The organism is Serratia sp. FS14 (genome assembly GCF_000695995.1).
Lineage (GTDB): Bacteria > Pseudomonadota > Gammaproteobacteria > Enterobacterales > Enterobacteriaceae > Serratia > Serratia nematodiphila.
This window is the reverse complement of sequence record NZ_CP005927.1, coordinates 3,954,672-3,972,332: the sequence shown is the minus strand read 5'-3', so window position 1 is coordinate 3,972,332 and position 17,661 is coordinate 3,954,672. Positions and strand designations below refer to the sequence as shown.

General features: G+C 60.6%; 18 protein-coding genes. 6 read left to right on the top strand and 12 right to left on the bottom strand.

The annotated features are described in order from the left end of the window. Positions 1-70 precede the first annotated feature (70 nt). Positions 71-280 (bottom strand): hypothetical protein, encoded by a 210-nt coding sequence (locus L085_RS18055; protein ID WP_004931526.1) that lies wholly within the window; start codon positions 278-280, stop codon positions 71-73. Positions 281-437: 157 nt separating this feature from the next. On the opposite strand from L085_RS18055, the gene L085_RS25625 reads away from it, so the two are divergent. Next, entirely contained in the window at positions 438-590 is a 153-nt protein-coding gene (locus L085_RS25625; RefSeq protein ID WP_193378772.1) for a hypothetical protein, read from the top strand. A gap of 36 nt (positions 591-626) precedes the next feature. Here the strand turns inward: L085_RS25625 and yniD are convergent, their stop codons facing one another. Next, positions 627-719, bottom strand: coding sequence for a small membrane protein YniD (yniD, locus tag L085_RS25790; protein WP_021505513.1), 93 nt, complete (start codon positions 717-719; stop codon positions 627-629). A 339-nt stretch (positions 720-1,058) separates the two neighbouring features. Here yniD and L085_RS18050 point away from each other — a divergent pair, with 339 nt between their 5' ends. Both L085_RS18050 and L085_RS18045 read left to right on the top strand, forming a co-directional pair. Beyond that, on the top strand, positions 1,059-1,451 hold the full coding sequence (locus L085_RS18050; RefSeq protein ID WP_044031382.1) for an ASCH domain-containing protein: 393 nt from the start codon (positions 1,059-1,061) through the stop codon (positions 1,449-1,451). A gap of 4 nt (positions 1,452-1,455) precedes the next feature. After that, positions 1,456-2,055 (top strand): C39 family peptidase, encoded by a 600-nt coding sequence (locus tag L085_RS18045; protein ID WP_044031381.1) that lies wholly within the window; start codon positions 1,456-1,458, stop codon positions 2,053-2,055. Between the two features lie 55 nt (positions 2,056-2,110). Here L085_RS18045 and L085_RS18040 read toward each other — a convergent pair whose 3' ends face one another. The 10 genes from L085_RS18040 to yebS form a co-directional block, all read right to left on the bottom strand. Next, positions 2,111-2,350 (bottom strand): DUF1480 family protein, encoded by a 240-nt coding sequence (locus L085_RS18040; RefSeq protein WP_004931517.1) that lies wholly within the window; start codon positions 2,348-2,350, stop codon positions 2,111-2,113. A gap of 135 nt (positions 2,351-2,485) precedes the next feature. Further along, a complete protein-coding gene (locus L085_RS18035; protein ID WP_004931514.1) occupies positions 2,486-3,418 on the bottom strand; it encodes a spore coat protein U domain-containing protein in 933 nt (310 codons plus the stop codon). A gap of 20 nt (positions 3,419-3,438) precedes the next feature. Then, entirely contained in the window at positions 3,439-5,859 is a 2,421-nt protein-coding gene (locus L085_RS18030; RefSeq protein ID WP_193378786.1) for a fimbria/pilus outer membrane usher protein, read from the bottom strand. A gap of 67 nt (positions 5,860-5,926) precedes the next feature. Then, positions 5,927-6,691 (bottom strand): molecular chaperone, encoded by a 765-nt coding sequence (locus tag L085_RS18025; RefSeq protein WP_004931510.1) that lies wholly within the window; start codon positions 6,689-6,691, stop codon positions 5,927-5,929. Positions 6,692-6,715: 24 nt separating this feature from the next. Beyond that, positions 6,716-7,264, bottom strand: a complete 549-nt coding sequence (locus L085_RS18020; protein ID WP_180295556.1) for a spore coat U domain-containing protein — start codon at positions 7,262-7,264, stop codon at positions 6,716-6,718. Between the two features lie 5 nt (positions 7,265-7,269). Then, on the bottom strand, positions 7,270-7,773 hold the full coding sequence (locus L085_RS18015; protein ID WP_044031379.1) for a spore coat U domain-containing protein: 504 nt from the start codon (positions 7,771-7,773) through the stop codon (positions 7,270-7,272). 2 nt (positions 7,774-7,775) lie between these two features. Continuing rightward, complete coding sequence (locus L085_RS18010; protein WP_015377665.1) at positions 7,776-8,315, bottom strand: spore coat U domain-containing protein; 540 nt, start codon at positions 8,313-8,315, stop codon at positions 7,776-7,778. A 274-nt stretch (positions 8,316-8,589) separates the two neighbouring features. Next, positions 8,590-10,026, bottom strand: coding sequence for a 16S rRNA (cytosine(1407)-C(5))-methyltransferase RsmF (gene rsmF / locus L085_RS18005; protein ID WP_044031378.1), 1,437 nt, complete (start codon positions 10,024-10,026; stop codon positions 8,590-8,592). A gap of 102 nt (positions 10,027-10,128) precedes the next feature. Further along, complete coding sequence (locus L085_RS18000; protein ID WP_044031377.1) at positions 10,129-12,759, bottom strand: PqiB family protein; 2,631 nt, start codon at positions 12,757-12,759, stop codon at positions 10,129-10,131. Beyond that, complete coding sequence (gene yebS, locus L085_RS17995; RefSeq protein ID WP_044032085.1) at positions 12,728-13,975, bottom strand: membrane integrity lipid transport subunit YebS; 1,248 nt, start codon at positions 13,973-13,975, stop codon at positions 12,728-12,730. The genes L085_RS18000 and yebS overlap by 32 nt, the downstream gene beginning before the upstream one ends. Positions 13,976-14,230: 255 nt before the next feature. On the opposite strand from yebS, the gene L085_RS17990 reads away from it, so the two are divergent. The 3 genes from L085_RS17990 (at position 14,231) to prc (ending at position 17,603) form a co-directional block, all read left to right on the top strand. Continuing rightward, the gene (locus L085_RS17990) at positions 14,231-14,728 is read left to right on the top strand and encodes a GAF domain-containing protein (RefSeq protein WP_015377669.1); all 498 of its coding nucleotides are present in this window, start codon (positions 14,231-14,233) and stop codon (positions 14,726-14,728) included. 96 nt (positions 14,729-14,824) lie between these two features. Continuing rightward, positions 14,825-15,535, top strand: a complete 711-nt coding sequence (gene proQ / locus L085_RS17985; protein ID WP_004931497.1) for an RNA chaperone ProQ — start codon at positions 14,825-14,827, stop codon at positions 15,533-15,535. A 19-nt stretch (positions 15,536-15,554) separates the two neighbouring features. Beyond that, positions 15,555-17,603 carry a carboxy terminal-processing peptidase gene (gene prc / locus L085_RS17980; protein ID WP_015377670.1) on the top strand — a complete coding sequence of 683 codons (2,049 nt, stop codon included), beginning with the start codon at positions 15,555-15,557 and terminating at the stop codon, positions 17,601-17,603. Positions 17,604-17,661 lie beyond the last annotated feature (58 nt).

Here is a 17,661-nt window from a genome sequence, read left to right as displayed (position 1 = left end):
TAGCGCGCAGAAGGCCGGGCTTGCATACCTCGGGCTTCTGTCGGATCGCCAACCTTCTTCGGTTGGCGATTCATTTTCCGCCTTTCAGCATGTTGATGGCGGCGCCGAGCAGGATGCGCCGTTCGATATCGTTACTGTCCGCCAGCTGCCGCGCCAGATGTTTTTCCAGCGTTTCCACCGACAGCGCTTCGCCGCGATGACGCAGCTGCATCACGCCGTCGCCGATCAGGCGTGCGACCTCATCCCATACGGGTTTAATCTCCTGTTCCGAGAACGTCATGGTCTACCTCGGCTGGTTGATTTTTGCTCAATGTAGCAGCTGAGCTGCGGCTTCGCTACCCGCCGCCTAAAACAGGAAGCATAAAAAACAAGCCATCAGTATTTCTTCTGGTTTTTACGCTCAATACTTGCGGTGTCGAAAAGCAGGAGAAAACATCATGAACTGGGCCGAAACCTTGGCGGAGTACTACCGCCTGAGCCGCACGGGTGAAACGCAGCATTGGTTGTGTCGCCGCTGGTTGCTTCAGGGGGAGGCGCGTTTGGCCTATTTGCGGGAGTTGCTGGAGCCGACCGCGCCACGGCGGCGGTGAACAGGGCGCCGGCGTTGCCGGCGTCATTTCGCGGGATCAACCGAAGGCGATCGCCGCCCAACGCAACAGCAGCAGCGCCAGGCAGATCAGCAGCAGCACCACCACCATTTTACCGAGCTTGTTGCCCATGCGTTTTGTTGCCACGCTGCCCTCCCTTTTAGCTGAAATACCACCCGCCGGCGAGGAGGATGAGGAAAAGCGTCACTAACGCGACGCCGTTGAGTAAGTCGCTGAACGTATCGTCAGCATCGATGTCATTTTGCCGCATGTTACCGCCTGGCGGACGCCATTGGGTGAATAATGTTCACAGTATGCGCCCCGCAGCGCGACAGGCACAGCGAAGAACGGTAAAAACGCGTAAAGGTGGCGGTGGCGGAACGCGCAGTCGCGCCTGCGACGGATGCAGACGGCCGGCAATACGTTGTACTATCCTGTCTGCATTGAGGCATTTTTCCAAAAGGTATAATCATGGCGACGGCAATTCCACAGAAATACGAACACCTTGAGCGTTGGGCATTCGGCGATACCGAGCAGCAGGCCGATGAAGTGGTGCAATTGATCCTCAATGGCACCAAAACGGCCACCTGTTCCAACCTGGACGGCGAGGGGATCCCGCAGGCCGGCGATCTGTTCCTGGTGGTGGACGGCAAGGGGGAGCCGGTCTGCGCGGTCGAGCTGACCGCGGTGGAAATGAAAACTTACGATCAGGTCGATGAAGCGCACGCCTTTGCCGAAGGCGAGGGCGATCGCTCGCTGGCGCATTGGCGCAAAGAGCTGCAGCGCTTCTTCGAAGCGTACGATCTGTTCTCGCCGGACATGACGCTGGTGTTGATGAATTTCAAAGTCGTCGACAAATTCTAATCTTATGCGCGCCGTTCCCTACGAGTGCCAGTGGGCGAGCCCGGAGTTGGCCGCCGATCTGATAGCCGGCCGCGCGACGCTGGCGCAAGACGAAAATTGGGCGCGCAGCGGCGCCCGCGATCGGGCAGAGTACATCGAGTGGGCCAACCACGTGTGCGGCATGGCCTGCCTGAAAATGGTGCTGGGCCATCGCGACGGCGAAACGCCGCCGCTGCTGGAACTGGCGCGCCGCAGCCTGCCCTACGGCGCCTATGTGCGCGAGGGTGAACGGATAAAGGGCCTGATTTACGCGCCGTTCGTCGAGTACGTGCGCGAGCAGTTCGCGCTGCAAGCGGAGGTGAAGGTGGGGCTGGAAGCTGCCGACGTGCCGGCGCTGCTTAGCGAATGCCGCTACTTTATCGCTTCGGTGCATCCCGCCATTCGCCGGCCGGAGAGCACGCCGCCGCACAGGGGCGGGCATCTGGTGCTGATCACCGCCGCCGATGCGCAAAGCGTGACCTTCCACAACCCTTCGGGCGACAGTCCGGCGACGCGCGAGCGGGTATGCCTGCCGCTCAGCCGCTTCGCCCCTTTCTTTGCCGGCCGCGGCATCGCCATCGCATAAAAAAACGCGCTGTTTCCGATGAAAACAGCGCGTCGTCAGCCGTTCTGATGCACTATCATGCCAGCCGCATCACCCAGGCGTCCGCCTGCCGATCGTAGTGTTGCTTGTACAGCAGCGACTGTTTGCCGTCGAGGATCGCCGGGATGCTGGTGTGTTCATCCCAGCCGTCCAGCTGCATGCACAGATCCGGATCGGACTTGCAGGGAATGCTCAGGGTGCCGGCACGGTCGGCGCCGGCGTGAAGATGCGCGTCATCGACCTCGAAGCTGCCAATTTTTACGACGGTTTTGCTCATGGGAACTCCTTGCTCAATGGTGTGGTAGGAGGTTAGACCAGTTTGGTCATCGGTAAGAGCATAGCCAAATGAGCAAAAAATGCCACATAAAAATTACATTTTGGAAACAATTTCCACGCCGGCAAAACACAACGCCTAGTACTCCACCACAAAACTGAGGTTGTCTTGATAGCTGCCGACCGCCACTTCCGTCTGCGCCGCATTGACCGCCGCCTTATACGGGATGCTTTGCGCCAGCCCGGTGCCGGCGCCGCTCTGTTTGTTGGTGCTATCCCAAACGGTCGTCGTGTTAGGCAAGTAAATCTGGTACTGCATGAAGTTGCTGGTGCCGCTTTTCATGCGCCGCCAACCGGTGACCGGGTTATTGCCGTTGGTGAAATAGGTGTTGTATCCCTCGGTTTTGGTGCAGGTCAAGGTGATGCTTTGATTGACGGGATTGAACTGCCCGACCAACGCCATGCTGCCGAAGTTGACGTTGGGCGCGGTGCCGATCAGGCAATCTTTGGTGATGGTGACGCTGACGCTGACCGTGCTGGGTTTGTCGACGCCGTCCCACCAAACGCACAGGCCGAGCACGCCCAGACCGCAAATATGGTAATTCCAGATCAGGTTGATGCTGTCGGTATAGGTTCCTGCGCGCACGTTGGCGCCGGCGGTGGTTTTGATATACAGCGGAAAGTTGACGTTGGAGGAAATCAGGATCAGCGACAGCAGGTTGAGCGAGCTGTAGTCGATGGTTTGGCCGATGCTGTAAGGATATTGGTAGTTGGCGTCGGGGTAGATCAGGTAAGCGATTTTATCGCCGGAACCGTCGGTGTTGGCAACCGCCATATTGTTGGTGGTGGAGGCGATTTTGACCGTGACGGTGTTTTGCGACAGCAAACTGAGCCCGAGCCCGGTGCAGTTGAGGCCGGCAGTGCCCTGGGCGTTAATCTGCCCGTTGTAGACCACGAAAGAGCTGCTTCCCGGTAAGGTGACGGTGCCGTTGGTGGTGGCGCAGTCGGCGAATGCGCGCTGACAGAGCAGCAGCGAGAGGGTTAGCAATAAGGCTTTCAATCCCCGAAACATAGTGACTCTCCGTCGTTGAATTAGCGGCAGACAACCGGGCCGACGCGCTGGATGCCCTGAGGCTTCGCCAGACTGAATTCCGCCTGACACGGCGGGCCGCCGTCGGCCGGGATCACGCTCAGACGATTGTGTTGTTGCACCGGGTCGATATAGGTCATGCCGTCCCAACCGACATAGCTTTGCTGATTGCCGCCAACCACCGCCACCTGGCTGCCGTTGGCCAGCGGTTTGCCTTGCTCGTCAACCAGTTCGATGTCGGCGGCGGAGATGGGTTGGATGGGGAACTCAACCAGAAAACCGCTGTGATCGCGAATGGCGACGGTTTTTTCGACCGTCGGCAGCGCAACGTCGGCGGGCAGGCTAAGCGGATCAATCTGGAATTTCGCATGGTAGTAAGAGGTGACGGTCGGCACCAGTAAATAGCCCTGGGCATCGGTCTTGCCGATCGGCTGGTTCTCATAGCTCACCGGAATGTCGGCGTATCCTTGCGTGGACACCAGCGCAAAGGCATCGTTGATGGTGTTGGTGGCGTATACGCCGCCGTTCATCGCCACCAGCGAACCGCTGATTTCGCCCCAGTGGTTGGTTTCATCGCGGGTGCCGTATACGCCCGCTCGGGCTTCGAGTCTGCGGGTTCGCCAGGTCAGATCCGCCTGGCGGTAATCGCCGCCGCTCGGGTTATTGGCGTAGGCCAGATTCCAGCCGAAACCGCCATCGGTCGGCGCGGCGCGGCTGTAGCTGACGCGTTCGCTCCAGCGGTTATTGTTGTCGCGCGCGGCGCTGAGGCTGGCCGTGCCCCAGCTGTCAAACGGAATGGAGAGCTGCAGTTGGGCGCTGTAACCGCTGCTGCCGATTTCCCGGTTGAGGGAGGCGTACAGGCTGCTGTTGCGCCAAAGCGACACACTGTAGGACAGGTTCACCAGGCGGGTCCGTTGAGCGATGGCGTCGCGAACGTCAAAATAACCGGCGCCGAGGCTGCCTAGCCGGCCCAGGCTGACGCTGCCGGTCAACTGATCGGTGCGACGGCTCAGACGGTAGTCGCTTTTATACACGGAAATGTCGCCAAAATCGGCGCTGCGCAGGATGCGTTGCGCGTTGAGGCTGAAACGTGGGTTGCTGTAGGTATAGCCAAAGCTGCTTTGATCGCCGTGGTTGCCGGTGTAGCGATAGACGGGCTGAGGATCTGGCTGCTGCAACGGCCTGCCGGTCAGCGGGTCATAATAGGCGGGGGATGGTATCGGCCGGCCGCCGTTAAACGCGTCGTCGCCGGCCTGGCTGACGCTGTAGGACGCGTTGAGAACCCCCCATTGTCCGACGCGAATGTCGGCGCCGCCGCCGCCGACCGCCAACTCGGCTGCGCCTTCGGCGCGTCCTTCCAGGGTTAACCAATCAGTGACGCCGTAACGTAAACTGGCGCTGCCTACCCATTGCCCGTAATCGGCAGAATTCAACCCGTAGTTGCGTCGCAGCAAGCCGGTGGAAATGCTGAAATCGCTCATGCCGGTCTGCAGCAGGTTGCTGGCCACGTAGAACGGTACCGTGGTGCTGACCTGGCGGCCGAGGGCGTCGGTGGTGACGACGGTGGCCTGACCCGCGCCGTTAATGTAGGGCACGCTGTTGAGGGTAAACGGGCCGGGATTAATGTTGGTGGTGCTGTTTTTATAGCTGTTGATGTATAAATCGACGCTGCTGGGCAATGCCGCCTGGCCGGAAAACTGCGGCAACGGGTAGGTGATAAGATCCGGGCGCACCGCGAAATTGCGCGCCAATTGCAAGCCGCCGATGCGCACGGCGCTGCTCCAGGGGAGCGAGCCGGTGGTAAGGTCACCGGCGATCACACTCAGCATCCGTTGATCATCGTTGAAACGCCAGTAGCTGTCGTACCGAATATAGCGGCCGCCATCGTCGTTTGGCCCGCCGTTAAACCCGCTGCGGTAGATGCCGGTGTTGGCGACGACGCCGAACCCGTCGAACAGGCGCTGTTCGCTCCACGCTGACAGGTAGCCCGGCCGGCCATTGCCGTTGCTTTGGCTGGCGTAGATGTCGTAGTTGAACAGCAAACCGAGGCTGCTTTGCGCCGGCAAGCGCTGCAACGGTGAACGGGCGCCGATGGTTTGCTGTGGCAACCAGTCGTTGGGCACGTTGATCAGCAACTGCTGGCTCTCGCCGCTGTAGCTGACATCCACCTTCTCCAGCCGATCGACGGCGATTTCTTTCGCCTGTTTATCCGCTACCGGCAGCCCGGCGTCGAGCAGTTGTTGGGGTGTCATGTAGTAATGGCCGCCGCGGTAGTTGACCGGCACGACGTTGCCGGTTTGGCGCCCGTTGACGACCGGCTCCAGATACAGCGTGGTGTCCGGCATGCTGACGGCACTAGGCGGCGGCGGTAGATCGTCGCCGAGCGCAAACGGCAGCCAGCCGCCGGCCGCCATGCTCAGCATGGCAAACGCCAGCGGCTTAAGGCTGAAGCGCCGCGTCGATAGCCTCCCTGTCGGCTGCACCTGGGCCTCAATAAGACGGAATGGCTATGGGCTGTTTGTTGTCATTGACCGTGGCCATCAGCTTGCCGCTGCTGAAAGCGCCTGCGGGCGGCAAGGCGAAGCGCATCTGTGAACCGGGCAGCACGTATCCCATCAGGCCGGGATTCAGGCTGCGGCCTTGCAGCGTCACTTTCGAGATACGGGCATGCACTGCGCCTTGGTTTCGCACCTCCAGCCAGCGTTCGCTGCTTTGCTGCTGTAGACGATAGCTGAGCTGGGGTTGGCTGGCGGTCGCGTAATCGCGCGGTTTTTCGCTGTCCTGTTTGGTCCAAATGCCTTTGCCGCTGACGAACAGCGGCACTGAGTAGCGCATCTGGAATTTCAGCCCCATCTCCGCGCCGCCGGGAGCGGCGCTCGACGCGGGTTCTTTCACCGGCACTTCATCGACCAAAATGCGGTAGGCGCGCTCCTGTCCCGCCGCCGGGGCCGACTGTTTGATCAGGCGTATCAGTTGGCGTTTGCCTGGCGCGATCGACGCCACCGGCGGGCTGGCGATCACGTCGCTTTGGTTGCTGTAATCGTCTTTGCCGGCGGTTTGCTGCCAACCCAGCACGCGAATTTGCATATAGACCGGTTTGCTGTCGCGATTTTCCAGCCACAGCGCGGTGGCCTGCTGTTGATCTTCAATCACCGGATCGATCGGCCAAATGAGAATGGAAGCCGCGGCCAGGGCGTGCTGTTGGCTTGCCAGGAGCAAGGCTGCCGTTAACGGCAGTCGGAAGGGTATGCGCATAACTCAATCCTTATTGCAAAAAACTTAATAAGTGACCGTCAACAAGACCGTATCGCTGTAAACGCCACTGGTGGGCAGGGTACTGGTCGAAAACAGACGGGCGTAAACCTTGATTTCTTGCGTGCTGCCGGTGGCGGCGACGGTCTGCGCCGCGCCGCCGTTGGCACCATCTCCCCAAAGGGTGGCGTAGTTGCTGTCTTGATAAAGTTGATACAGCAGCGTTTCCGACGTGACGGCATTTTGTAATTTTCTGCCGCCGGCGATGGATCCGGTCACGTTATTGCCGACGCCGAGGGCCAGCGTAACGCTCAGCCCCGGGTTGCAGCGAAACAGCACCGAACCGGCACCGCTGCTGGAGACGATGCTGACTGCGTTGCTCAGCGAGGACAACTGGCCGAAGTTCAGGGTGCCGAAGGTGGTCACGTCACTGACGCCGCTGCCCAATACGCAGCCTTTTACCACGGTTGCATTGACGGTGAACGGCTGGCTTTTGGTCAAATCGTTGACGCCGGTATCGCTTTGGGCCGGGAAAAGCGGCAGGCAGAACAGCAAACCGCAAATGGAAGCGCGCATCGTCATTACCAATTGATCGTGACCTGTACCGTATCAGTGTAGCTGCCTGTCGGGGGTGTGGACTGCGCCGGGATCATGCCATAGACCGGCAGCCAGTTGTCCGTACCGTTGGCGGTTTGTGACACGCCCGTCAGATTATCCCAAATGGTGCTGTGGGCGGCGTTGGTGTACAGGTTGTAATTCACCCGTTGGCCTGCCGCGCTTTGCAGGTAGCGGGCAGCGGTATTGCCGCTTTGCCCGCCGCCAAGCAGAACGCTGTAGCTGGTGCCATTGGTGCATTTCACCCGAATGGCGCCGGCGTTTTGCTGCCCGGCGACGCTGGTTGCGGTGCTGAGAAAATACAGCGTGCCGAAATTCAGCGTGCCGAAGCTGACGTTGCCACCTGAGCTGCTGCCAGCCTCACAGGCGCTGAGCAAGGTCGCGCTGACGCCGAGGGTCGCGGTTTTACTGTCGGCCTGCGCCAACAGACTGCACGCCCATAATCCGCAGCAGCAAAGCGCGCACCGCACCGTTACCAGGTGACCGTCATCGTGACGGTGTCGTTATAGGTGTCCGCCGCCGGGGTAGATCCGGCCGCCGGTACGCGGCCATAGACGATCAGCGGAACGGCGGCGCCGGTGCCGGTGCCGGTCCGCGCGTTGGCGCCGCTGCCCCAGGCGGTGGTGCGTGCGGCATCCTGGTACAGGTTATAACTGATGAATGCGCCTGCCGTGCTGGCCATGCGGCGTTGGGTGCCTGAAGTGACGTGGAGCCCGTTGTCCAGCGCCACCGTGTAGTCTGTGCCGGTGGTGCAGGTCAATGACAGCGTACCGGCCCCCCCTGCGCCGGTGGCGCTGGCGTCGATGATGTTGGCCAGTGAAGAGTAAGTGCCGAAGCTGATGGAGCCGAAGTCGTTGACGGAACCGCTGCTGTTGCCGCCTCCCACGACGCAACCGGCGCCGATGGTCAGCGTCACGCCTAACGTGCCTTGAATGGTGCCTGCTGCGTTAGCCGCGCCGTTGGCGCACAGCAGGGTTGCTACCGAGGTCAATGCCATCAGAGTTTTTTTCATCTTATATTCCTTGCCGTATGAGAGAAAGCCCGCAAAGACGCCACCCAGAGGTGGGTTGAACGTATTCATTTAGCTGCACTTTAATTAATAGAATAAGAATCGGGAATTGTCTTGATGAAAACGAGAAACTTTTTACTCTCATTCCGCGGCTGGCGGGCCTTTCAGGCGAGGTATACCGATAAAGTGAAATGATTAGAATAATAACGAACGGCGATGGGAATATTATTAGCGTTATTTTATCGCCGGGGAGTTTCATTCCCCGGCGCGGTATTGTTTACAGGTGGAAATCCAGGGCGCCATCCCGCACCAGCTCGCGCGGCAGGTTATTCTTGATACGGCTGCCAATGCGTTTGGCGATGCCCAGAGGTTGCCCCTGATAGGTGACGATGCACTCGTCGCCCGCCGGCGGCTGCTCAGGGTAGAGATCGCGGCCGTGATACCACTCTTGGGCCAGCGCGGCGTCCAGCTCGAAATGCTGTTTGCCGTCGGCGCCCGCGAGGGCGATCGCCGCTTCGTGCTGCCAACGGAACCCTTTCGGGAAGCGCTCCGCCAGCTTGAGACCGATACGCGAGAAGCGCACTTTGCCGAACAGCGGCTCCAGCTCGGCCGGGAACAGCCAGATTTCCTTATCGCGCTCCCACAGCCGGCTGTCATCGCCCCAGGTTAAGCCGGATGCGGCGGCGGCTTGGGCGACCAGCGCCGCCTCTTTGCCGGACAGTTGGCTGAACGGAAACTTACCGACTTTATAGGTCGGTTTCGGCAACGGTGCCACGGCGTGCTGTTTGCGCAGACGGGCGACGAAAAACCCTTCGCTGTCGTAAATCTGCGGGAAGACGTGCAGAAAACCTTCGGCGGTCAATGCCTTGTCAGCGCCGGGAAACAGCTCGCCCAGCGGTTCGACGCTGACCGCGTCGCCGTAGCTGTCCAGCAGCCAACGCACCACCTGCTGATTTTCCTGCGCATTGAGGGTACAGGTGGAGTAAACCATCACGCCGCCTGGCGCCAGCGCATGAAACGCGCTGTCGATCAGCTCGCGTTGGGTGGCGGCGATTTCGGTCACGCTTTCCGGCGACCAGTTGCTCATGGCGTCCGGATCCTTGCGTACCACGCCTTCGCCGGAGCAGGGGGCATCGAGCAGAATGGCGTCGAAGCTCTCCGGCAGCGCGGCGCCGAACACCCGGCCGTCGAAGTGGGTCAGTGCGGTGTTCTTCACGCCGCAGCGGCTGATATTGGCGTGCAGCACTTTCACCCGGCTGGCGGAGTATTCGTTGGCGACGATGCCGCCCTGGTTGCCCATCAACGCGGCGATCTGGGTGGTTTTGGATCCCGGCGCCGCCGCCACGTCCAGCACGCGATTCGGTGCCGCGTCGCCGGCGAACAGCGCGCTGACCGGCAACATCGAACTGGCCTCCTGAATGTAGAACAGACCGCTCAGGTGTTCGGCGGCGCTGCCTAATCGCAGCTCTTCATCGTCGCGTTCGATCCAGAACCCTTCCGCGCACCAGGGAATGGGCTCCAGTCGCCAGTCGTAATCCTGCACCAGCGCCAGGAAGTCGGCGACGCTGATTTTCAGCGTGTTGACGCGCAGACTGCGGCGCAGCGGGCGCTGACAGGCGGCGATAAAATCTTCCATCGCCAGCTCGGCGGGCATGATGGCGCGGGTGGCGTCAAGGAAAGCGGGGGGCAGAAAAACGGCGGTGGATTTGGCCACGGGGCGAACTCTCAGGGTGCAATAAAGACAAGGGCGAGAGTTTATCACAAAGCGGAAAAAAACAGGGCCCGGCATTGCCGGGCCCTGAGGGAAACGCGAAAGTTAATCGCGCGGAATGGCGGTGCCCCAGGTTTTCCAGTCCTTCGGCTCTTCCGGATTCAGCAGGAAGTGCTTGTTCGGCGTCGCTTTCGGCGCCAGCGGAATAGTCGGCGGGGTGGCGAAGGCGATACCGCCGCGGATGAACTGCTGGAAGGTGCCGCTCTTGATCACGCCGCCGGTCAGGCCGAACTGCAGGTTGTAACCCGACGCCAGCCAGAACACGCTGTTGTTGCGCACCAGATGCTGATACTTCTTGCTGATGCGCAGCGCGACGTGCACCCGGTCGGACATGGCGCCAAGGTAGAAACCGGTGATGGTGCCGACCTCCACGCCGCGGAACAGCACCGGCGTGCCGATCTGCAGCGAGCCGGTTTCGGCGGCGTCGAGCACCACGCTCAGGCCGTCCAGATAGCGCGAGTCGGTGATGCTGGCCTGCTGCAGCTCGAAGGTGCGCAGCTCGCGGCCGCGCCCCGGCTCCACGTTGATATAAGGCTGGAGCAGGGTATCGAGGTTGCTGACGCCGGCGGCGGAGATCTCCGGCGAGACGATCGAGAAGCGGCTGCCGAGGCGCGCGAAGGTCTGCACGTATTCCGGATACAGCACCGCCTTGGCCAACACTTCGTTGCGCTCCGGCGCCAGCTGCAGCGACTCCACCTGGCCGACGTCGATGCCGAGGTAGCGCAGCGGCATACCCGCCGACAGCTTGCTGGCGTCGTAGGTTTTCAGCGTGATTTGGCTGCCCACCGCGCGGGCGGCGGTTTCGCTGGCGTACAGCACGCGGTTGGCGCCCTTGTTCAGCGTCACGCCCTGTAGATTATCGAAGCTGATGGCACCTTTCAGCGCGCGGTTGAGCGGCGAAGCCTGCACCGTCAGGCCGCTGCCGTTGAGCTGCACCTTGGCGCCGCCTTCGGCCCAGAAGATGCTTTCGCGGGTGAGCAGCTTGCGGTATTCCGGGCTGATGTAGACGTCCACCTCAAACTCGTTGGCCTTCGGCCGAACGTTGACTATCTCGCCCACCTGGAATTTGCGATACAGCACTACCGAGCCGGCCTGCACGTCCGGCAGGCTGGTGGCGCTGAGGGTCAGGGTGGTGGCGGGGGCGTTGCCGACGATGCCTTCCTCGGCTTTTTCGCTGTTGGCGTACAGCGGGTATTGGCCGCCAGGTTCCCCCTTGCTGCCGGGAATAATGCGCACGCCGCCGTCTACCCACTCCTGCGCGCTGGCACCGAGCACTTCCATGCCGTCGATGCCTAGCTTGACGTCGAGGCGGCTGTTGACCACGAATTTGCTGTCTTTGTGCAGCAGGCCGCGATATTGCGCATCAACGGCGGCGGTGAACACCACGCCGCCGGCGGTTAAGGTGCGGCTCAGGATTTGGCCGACTTTCACGCCGTGCACCACCAGCGGCTGCCCGACGTCGATGCCGTAGCTTTGCGGCGCCGTCAGCGTGACGGTCAACACGCCCGGCTGTTGCAACAGCGTTTCGCTGCTGTCCAGCACGTTGAAGCGCTGCTGCGGCTCGCCTTCGCCCGGTACCAGCTCCAGCGTGGTGCCGGTCAGCAACTGGCTAAGCTTGGCGTCGTTGAGGCTGATGCGCGGGCTGCGCATCACGATGCGGGTGCCGCTGCGCATCAGATCGACCACCGAAGGATCGATGGTCAGTTCACCGACCACTTTGCTGTCCTGTTGCAACGTCAGCTTGGTCAGGGTGCCGACCTGCAGCCCCTGGTACATCAGCGGCGTGCGGTTTTCGCTCAGGCTGTTGCCGCTCGGCAGATCCAGCAGGATATTGACGCCGCGCTGGCTGTGGGCCAGATCAGGATACAGGGTATAGCTCTGATCGCCCTTGGCCTGCTGGCCATCGGCCGGAGAATCGAAGGCAATGGCGCCGTTGACCAGCGCCGCCAGGCTCTCCATCTGCACCGTGGCACCGGACAGGCTGAAATCGCCCTTGAAGCCGGAAACGTTCCAGAAGCGGCTGTTGCTCTTCACCAGGTTGGCGAAGCGGCGGTCGATCAGCACGTCGATGGTTACGCCCTTGTTGCCTTCGCTGATGGTGTAGTCATACACCTTGCCGACCGGGATTTTACGGTAATAGACCAGCGAGCCGCTGTTGAGCGAGCCGAGATCGTCGGCGTGCAGGTGAATCATCAGCTCGCCGGTGTTCAGGTGGTACTTCGGCTGGGTATCGAGCGCGGTGAAGTGGGTTTGCTCCTTGCCGCTGCCGGGCATCATGCCGATATAGTTGCCGCCGACCAGCGCATCGAGCCCGGATACCCCGGCCAGCGAGGCCTTGGGCGTCACCAGCCAGAACTGGGTGCCTTCGCGCAGCGAGTCTTCCAGATCGCTCTTGATGCTGGCTTCCACCACGATGCTGCGCAGATCTTTGCTCAGACTGATTTTTTGCACCGTGCCGACCTCCACGCCCTGGTAGCGCACCGGCGTGCGGCCGGCGACGATGCCCGCCGCCGATTGGAAATCGATGGTGACGGTGGTGCCGCGTTCCTGGAAATTGTTATAGACCAGCCACCCGGCGATAAGCAGGGCGATGAACGGCAGTAACCAGAACGGTGAAATGCGGCGCTTGTTCTTGACCCGCGCTTCAGTCGGTGTAGTCGGCGTTTCCTGTTGCATGTGCATCCCAAATCAATCGGCTATCCAGCCACTCTACGGCAAGAATAGTCAAAATGACCGCCGCGCCAAAGTAAAACGCGGCCGGCCCCATAGTAAAAGATAACAGTTGGTCGCGGTTTACCAGCGACATCATCAAGGCGATAACGAACAGATCGAGCATCGACCAGCGACCGATCCAGGTGACCAGGCGCAGCAGGCGAATGCGAGTCTTCAGGCTGTGCGAAGTTTTGAAGTGGATGCTCAGCAACAGCGTGATCAGCACGATCACCTTGGTGAAGGGCACCAGCACGCTGGCAATGAATACGATGGCGGCGATCGGCACGTTGCCGGAGGTGGCCAATGAGACCACGCCGGAGAAAATGGTGTCTTCCAGCCGCGTGCCGTTGGCGTAAATGATGGAAATCGGCAGCAGGTTGGCCGGTATCAGCAGGATCATCGCCGCGATCAGCGCCGCCCAGGTTTTCTGCAGGCTGTAAGGCTGGCGGTGGCACATCGGCACATGGCAACGCGGGCAGCGGCCGCGCGCGTCAGGGTAGCCGGTATAGTGGCAGGACAGGCAAATATGCAGCGCCGTCGGCGGGCCTTCCGGCTGTTCCTGCGGATAGTAACGCTCCCACAGCTGCTCCAGGTTAGCGTGGATCAGCGTCAGGATGCTCAGCACCGTCAGCGACAGGTAAGCGATCAGCGCGCTGCCGGGCTGAATGTCGGCGTAATCCTGCACTTTGATCGCCGCCACCGCCATGCCGATCAGATAAATGTCCAGCATCACCCACTCTTTTAGCCGCTCCAGCATCAGCAACACCGGGCGCAGGTTCATGCCGAGCGCATGGCCGAAGCGCAGGTACAGCAGCGACAGCACCAGCGTCAGCGGGGCGCCGATGGTGCAGAATGCCACCATGCTGGCGGTGAGCGGATCGCCCTGGCGGCTCATCTGCCAGATGCCCTCCAGCAAACTGGCGTCGATGCGCGTGCCGAGCAGGCGGATGCTGATCAGCGGTTCGGTGAAGGCGAACGGCATCAGCAGCAGCATGGTGATCGCCATGGCGGTCAGACGCGTCATCGACCAGTCGCGGCCGTGCACCACCTTGGCGTTGCAGCGCGGACAATAAGCGGCCTGATTGCCGCTGAGCGGCGGCAGCACGAACAATAGATCGCACTCGCAGCAGCGTTGGTGGCGCGCTTTGGAAAGGGGGGCGGTGATCGCGTGTATTTTCATCTTTGACAAGTAGCTGCCCTTGAGCCCGCCGGAACTGTCAGCGTAGCTGAAAAATAAACCGGCCGCGTCACCGGCGGTCGGGCGCCGGACGGTAAAACGAGGTAAACCGGGATTCTGAGCGGCAAACATACCCCGAGCGACGGGGTTTTGTGAAGCAACAGATGATTAACCTTGTGGCTATACGCATTTAATGCTTATTTTATAGGGCCTAAGCTTTGGGCTTCTGGCCATCTTCACTGTTTCAATGGTTATCACATGACAAAAGAACAATTCTACGCGGAATTAAAACGTGACCTGAGCGCGTTGCTCGGCGGGGAGACCAACTTTATCGCGGCGCTGTCCAACGCCAGCGCCTTGCTCAACGAGCGTCTGGATGACGTGAACTGGGTCGGTTTCTATCTGATGGATGGCGACCAACTGGTGCTGGGGCCGTTCCAGGGCAAGATCGCCTGCGTGCGCATTCCGGTGGGCAAGGGCGTGTGCGGCACGGCGGTGGCGGAAAATCGCGTGCAGCGCGTCGGCGACGTGCATGCGTTCCCGGGCCATATCGCCTGCGATGCGGCCAGCAACGCGGAAATCGTGCTGCCGCTGGCGGTTGGCGGCCGAGCGATCGGCGTTTTGGATATCGATAGCACGGTTTATCAACGCTTCGACGAACAGGACGAAGCGGGCCTGAAAGCAGTGGTGGCGGGGCTTTGTGAGCAACTGGAACAGTGTGACAGTGCGAAATATGTGACTGTGGCGGCAAGTTGATCGACGGTTAACGTGGCAATTACCGATGGCGTCATTATAATGACGCCTGTTCATGCCTGTGGCTTGTTGGCAATACCGTTGTAATCAGGAAATTTCATGGAAAATCAACCTAAGTTGAACTCTAGTAAAGAAGTCATTGCTTTTCTTGCCGAGCGTTTTCCGCTCTGCTTTAGCGCCGAAGGCGAAGCTCGTCCGCTGAAAATCGGTATTTTTCAGGATTTGGTAGAGCGCGTGCAGGGGGAAGAGAATCTCAGCAAAACGCAATTGCGTTCTGCCCTGCGCCTGTACACCTCAAGCTGGCGTTATCTGTACGGCGTTAAAGTCGGCGCGCAGCGCGTCGATCTGGACGGCAATCCGTGCGGTGAACTGGAACAGCAGCATGTCGATCATGCTCGCCAGCAGCTTGAAGAAGCCAAAGCGCGCGTTCAGGCACAGCGTGCCGAACAAAACGCCAAAAAACGTGAAGCCGCCGGTGAATCCGCCGATGCCGCTCCTCGCCGTCCGCGTCCAGCCGGTAAAAAGCCCGCTGCGCGTCGCGAAGGCGGAGCCGCGCCGGAAAACCGCAAGCCGCGCCCACAAACTCGCCCACAGCCCGCTCGCCAACCTCGTGCAGCCAAAGAGGAAAGCCAGCCGCGTTATGCGCCAGTCACGGATATCTCTAAACTGCAAATTGGCCAGGAAATCAAAGTCAGAGCAGGCAAGAGCGCGATGGATGCTACCGTACTCGAAATCGCTAAAGATGGCGTACGTGTGCAGCTCTCTTCCGGTCTGGCGATGATTGTGCGCGCAGAACACTTGCAGTTCTGATACGGAGGCCAACCCAGGCATGAACAAATTCGTCAGATTAACAGCGATTGCAGGGCTGCTGTGGGCGGGTGTCAGTTACGGCGCGGAAACAGCCAACATCCGCATCGGCCAACTGCCCCAACTGCAACAGGAACCCCAGCACGCTACGGTGAGTGAGCGCGTTACCTCGCGCTTCACTCGCTCTCATTACCGCCAGTTCGCCCTTGACGCGGAGTTTTCAGGCAAGATCTTCGATCGCTACCTGAACATGCTGGACTACAACCATAACGTATTGCTGGCTGCCGACGTGGCGCAGTTCGCCGGCAAACGCAATCAGGTTGGCGAAGAGCTGAAAACCGGCAAGCTGGACACCTTCTACGCGCTGTTCAATCTGGCGCAGAAACGCCGTTTCGAGCGTTATACCTATGCGTTGTCGTTGCTGGACAAGCCGATGAACTTCACCGGCAACGGCACTATCGATCTCGACCGCAGCAAAGCGCCGTGGCCGAAAGACAAGGCCGAGCTGGATAGCCTGTGGGATGCGAAAGTCACCTATGACGAGCTGAACCTCAAGTTGACCGGCAAGACCGACAAAGAAATCCACGACACGCTGACCAAACGCTATCAGTTCGCCATCAAGCGCCTGACGCAAAGCAACAGCGAAGACGTCTTCCAGCTGGCGATGAATGCCTTTGCGCATGAAATCGATCCGCACACCAACTATCTGTCTCCGCGCAATACCGAGCAGTTCAACACCGAGATGAGCCTGTCGCTGGAAGGCATCGGCGCGGTGCTGCAGATGGATGATGACTACACCCTGATCAACTCGATGGTGCCGGGCGGCCCGGCGGCGAAGAGCAAGGCGATCACCGTAGGCGATCGCATCGTCGGCGTCGGCCAGGCCGGCAAACCGATGGTGGACGTGATCGGCTGGCGTCTGGACGACGTGGTGTCGCTGATCAAAGGGCCGAAGGGCAGCAAGGTGCGCCTGGAGATCCTGCCGGCCGGCAAGGGCACCAAAACCCGCGTGGTCACCTTGACCCGCGAGCGCATCCGCCTGGAAGACCGCGCGGTGAAAATGACCATCAAGACCGTCGGCAAAGAGAAGGTGGCGGTGTTCGACATCCCTGGCTTCTACGTCGGCCTGACCGATGACGTGAAAGTGCAGCTGCAGAAGATGGCCAAGCAGAACGTCAAGAGCGTGATCATCGATCTGCGCACCAACGGCGGCGGCGCGCTGACTGAAGCGGTGTCGCTGTCCGGCCTGTTCATTCCGAGCGGCCCGGTGGTGCAGGTGCGCGACAACAACGGCAAAGTGCGTGAAGACGCCGACACCGACGGCGTGACCTACTACAAAGGCCCGCTGGTGGTGCTGGTCGATCGCTTCAGCGCCTCCGCCTCCGAGATCTTCGCGGCGGCGATGCAGGATTACGGCCGCGCGCTGATCGTCGGCGAACCGACCTTCGGTAAAGGTACCGTGCAGCAGTACCGTTCGCTGAACCGCATCTACGACCAGATGCTGCGCCCTGAGTGGCCGGCGCTGGGGTCGGTGCAGTACACCATACAGAAGTTCTACCGCGTCAACGGCGGCAGCACCCAGCGCAAGGGCGTGACGCCGGATATTCTGATGCCGACCGGCGTCGATCCGGCGGAAACCGGCGAAGCGTTTGAAGACAACGCCATGCCGTGGGACAGCATCAATGCGGCGACCTACAGCAAGACCGGCGATATGGCGCCGTTCGAGCCGGAACTGCTGAAAGATCACCAGCAGCGCATCGCGCAGAATCCGGAGTTCCAGTACATCGCGCAGGATATCGCGCATTACAAGGCGCTGAAGGATAAACGCAACATTGTGTCCCTCAATCTGGCGGTGCGCGAGAAAGAGAACCACGATGACGATGCGACCCGTCTGAAACGCATCAACGAGCGTCTGGAGCGCGCGGGTAAGAAGCCGCTGAAATCGCTCGACGATCTGCCGAAGGATTACCAGGAACCGGATCCGTACCTGGATGAAACCGTGCATATCGCGCTGGACCTGGCTCATCTGGAAAAGGATCAGCCTGCTCAGCAGCCAACGCCGGCTAAGTAAGGCCACGGCTTTGCCTGTGAAAAACGCACCCTCGGGTGCGTTTTTTTTTGGTTGCGGC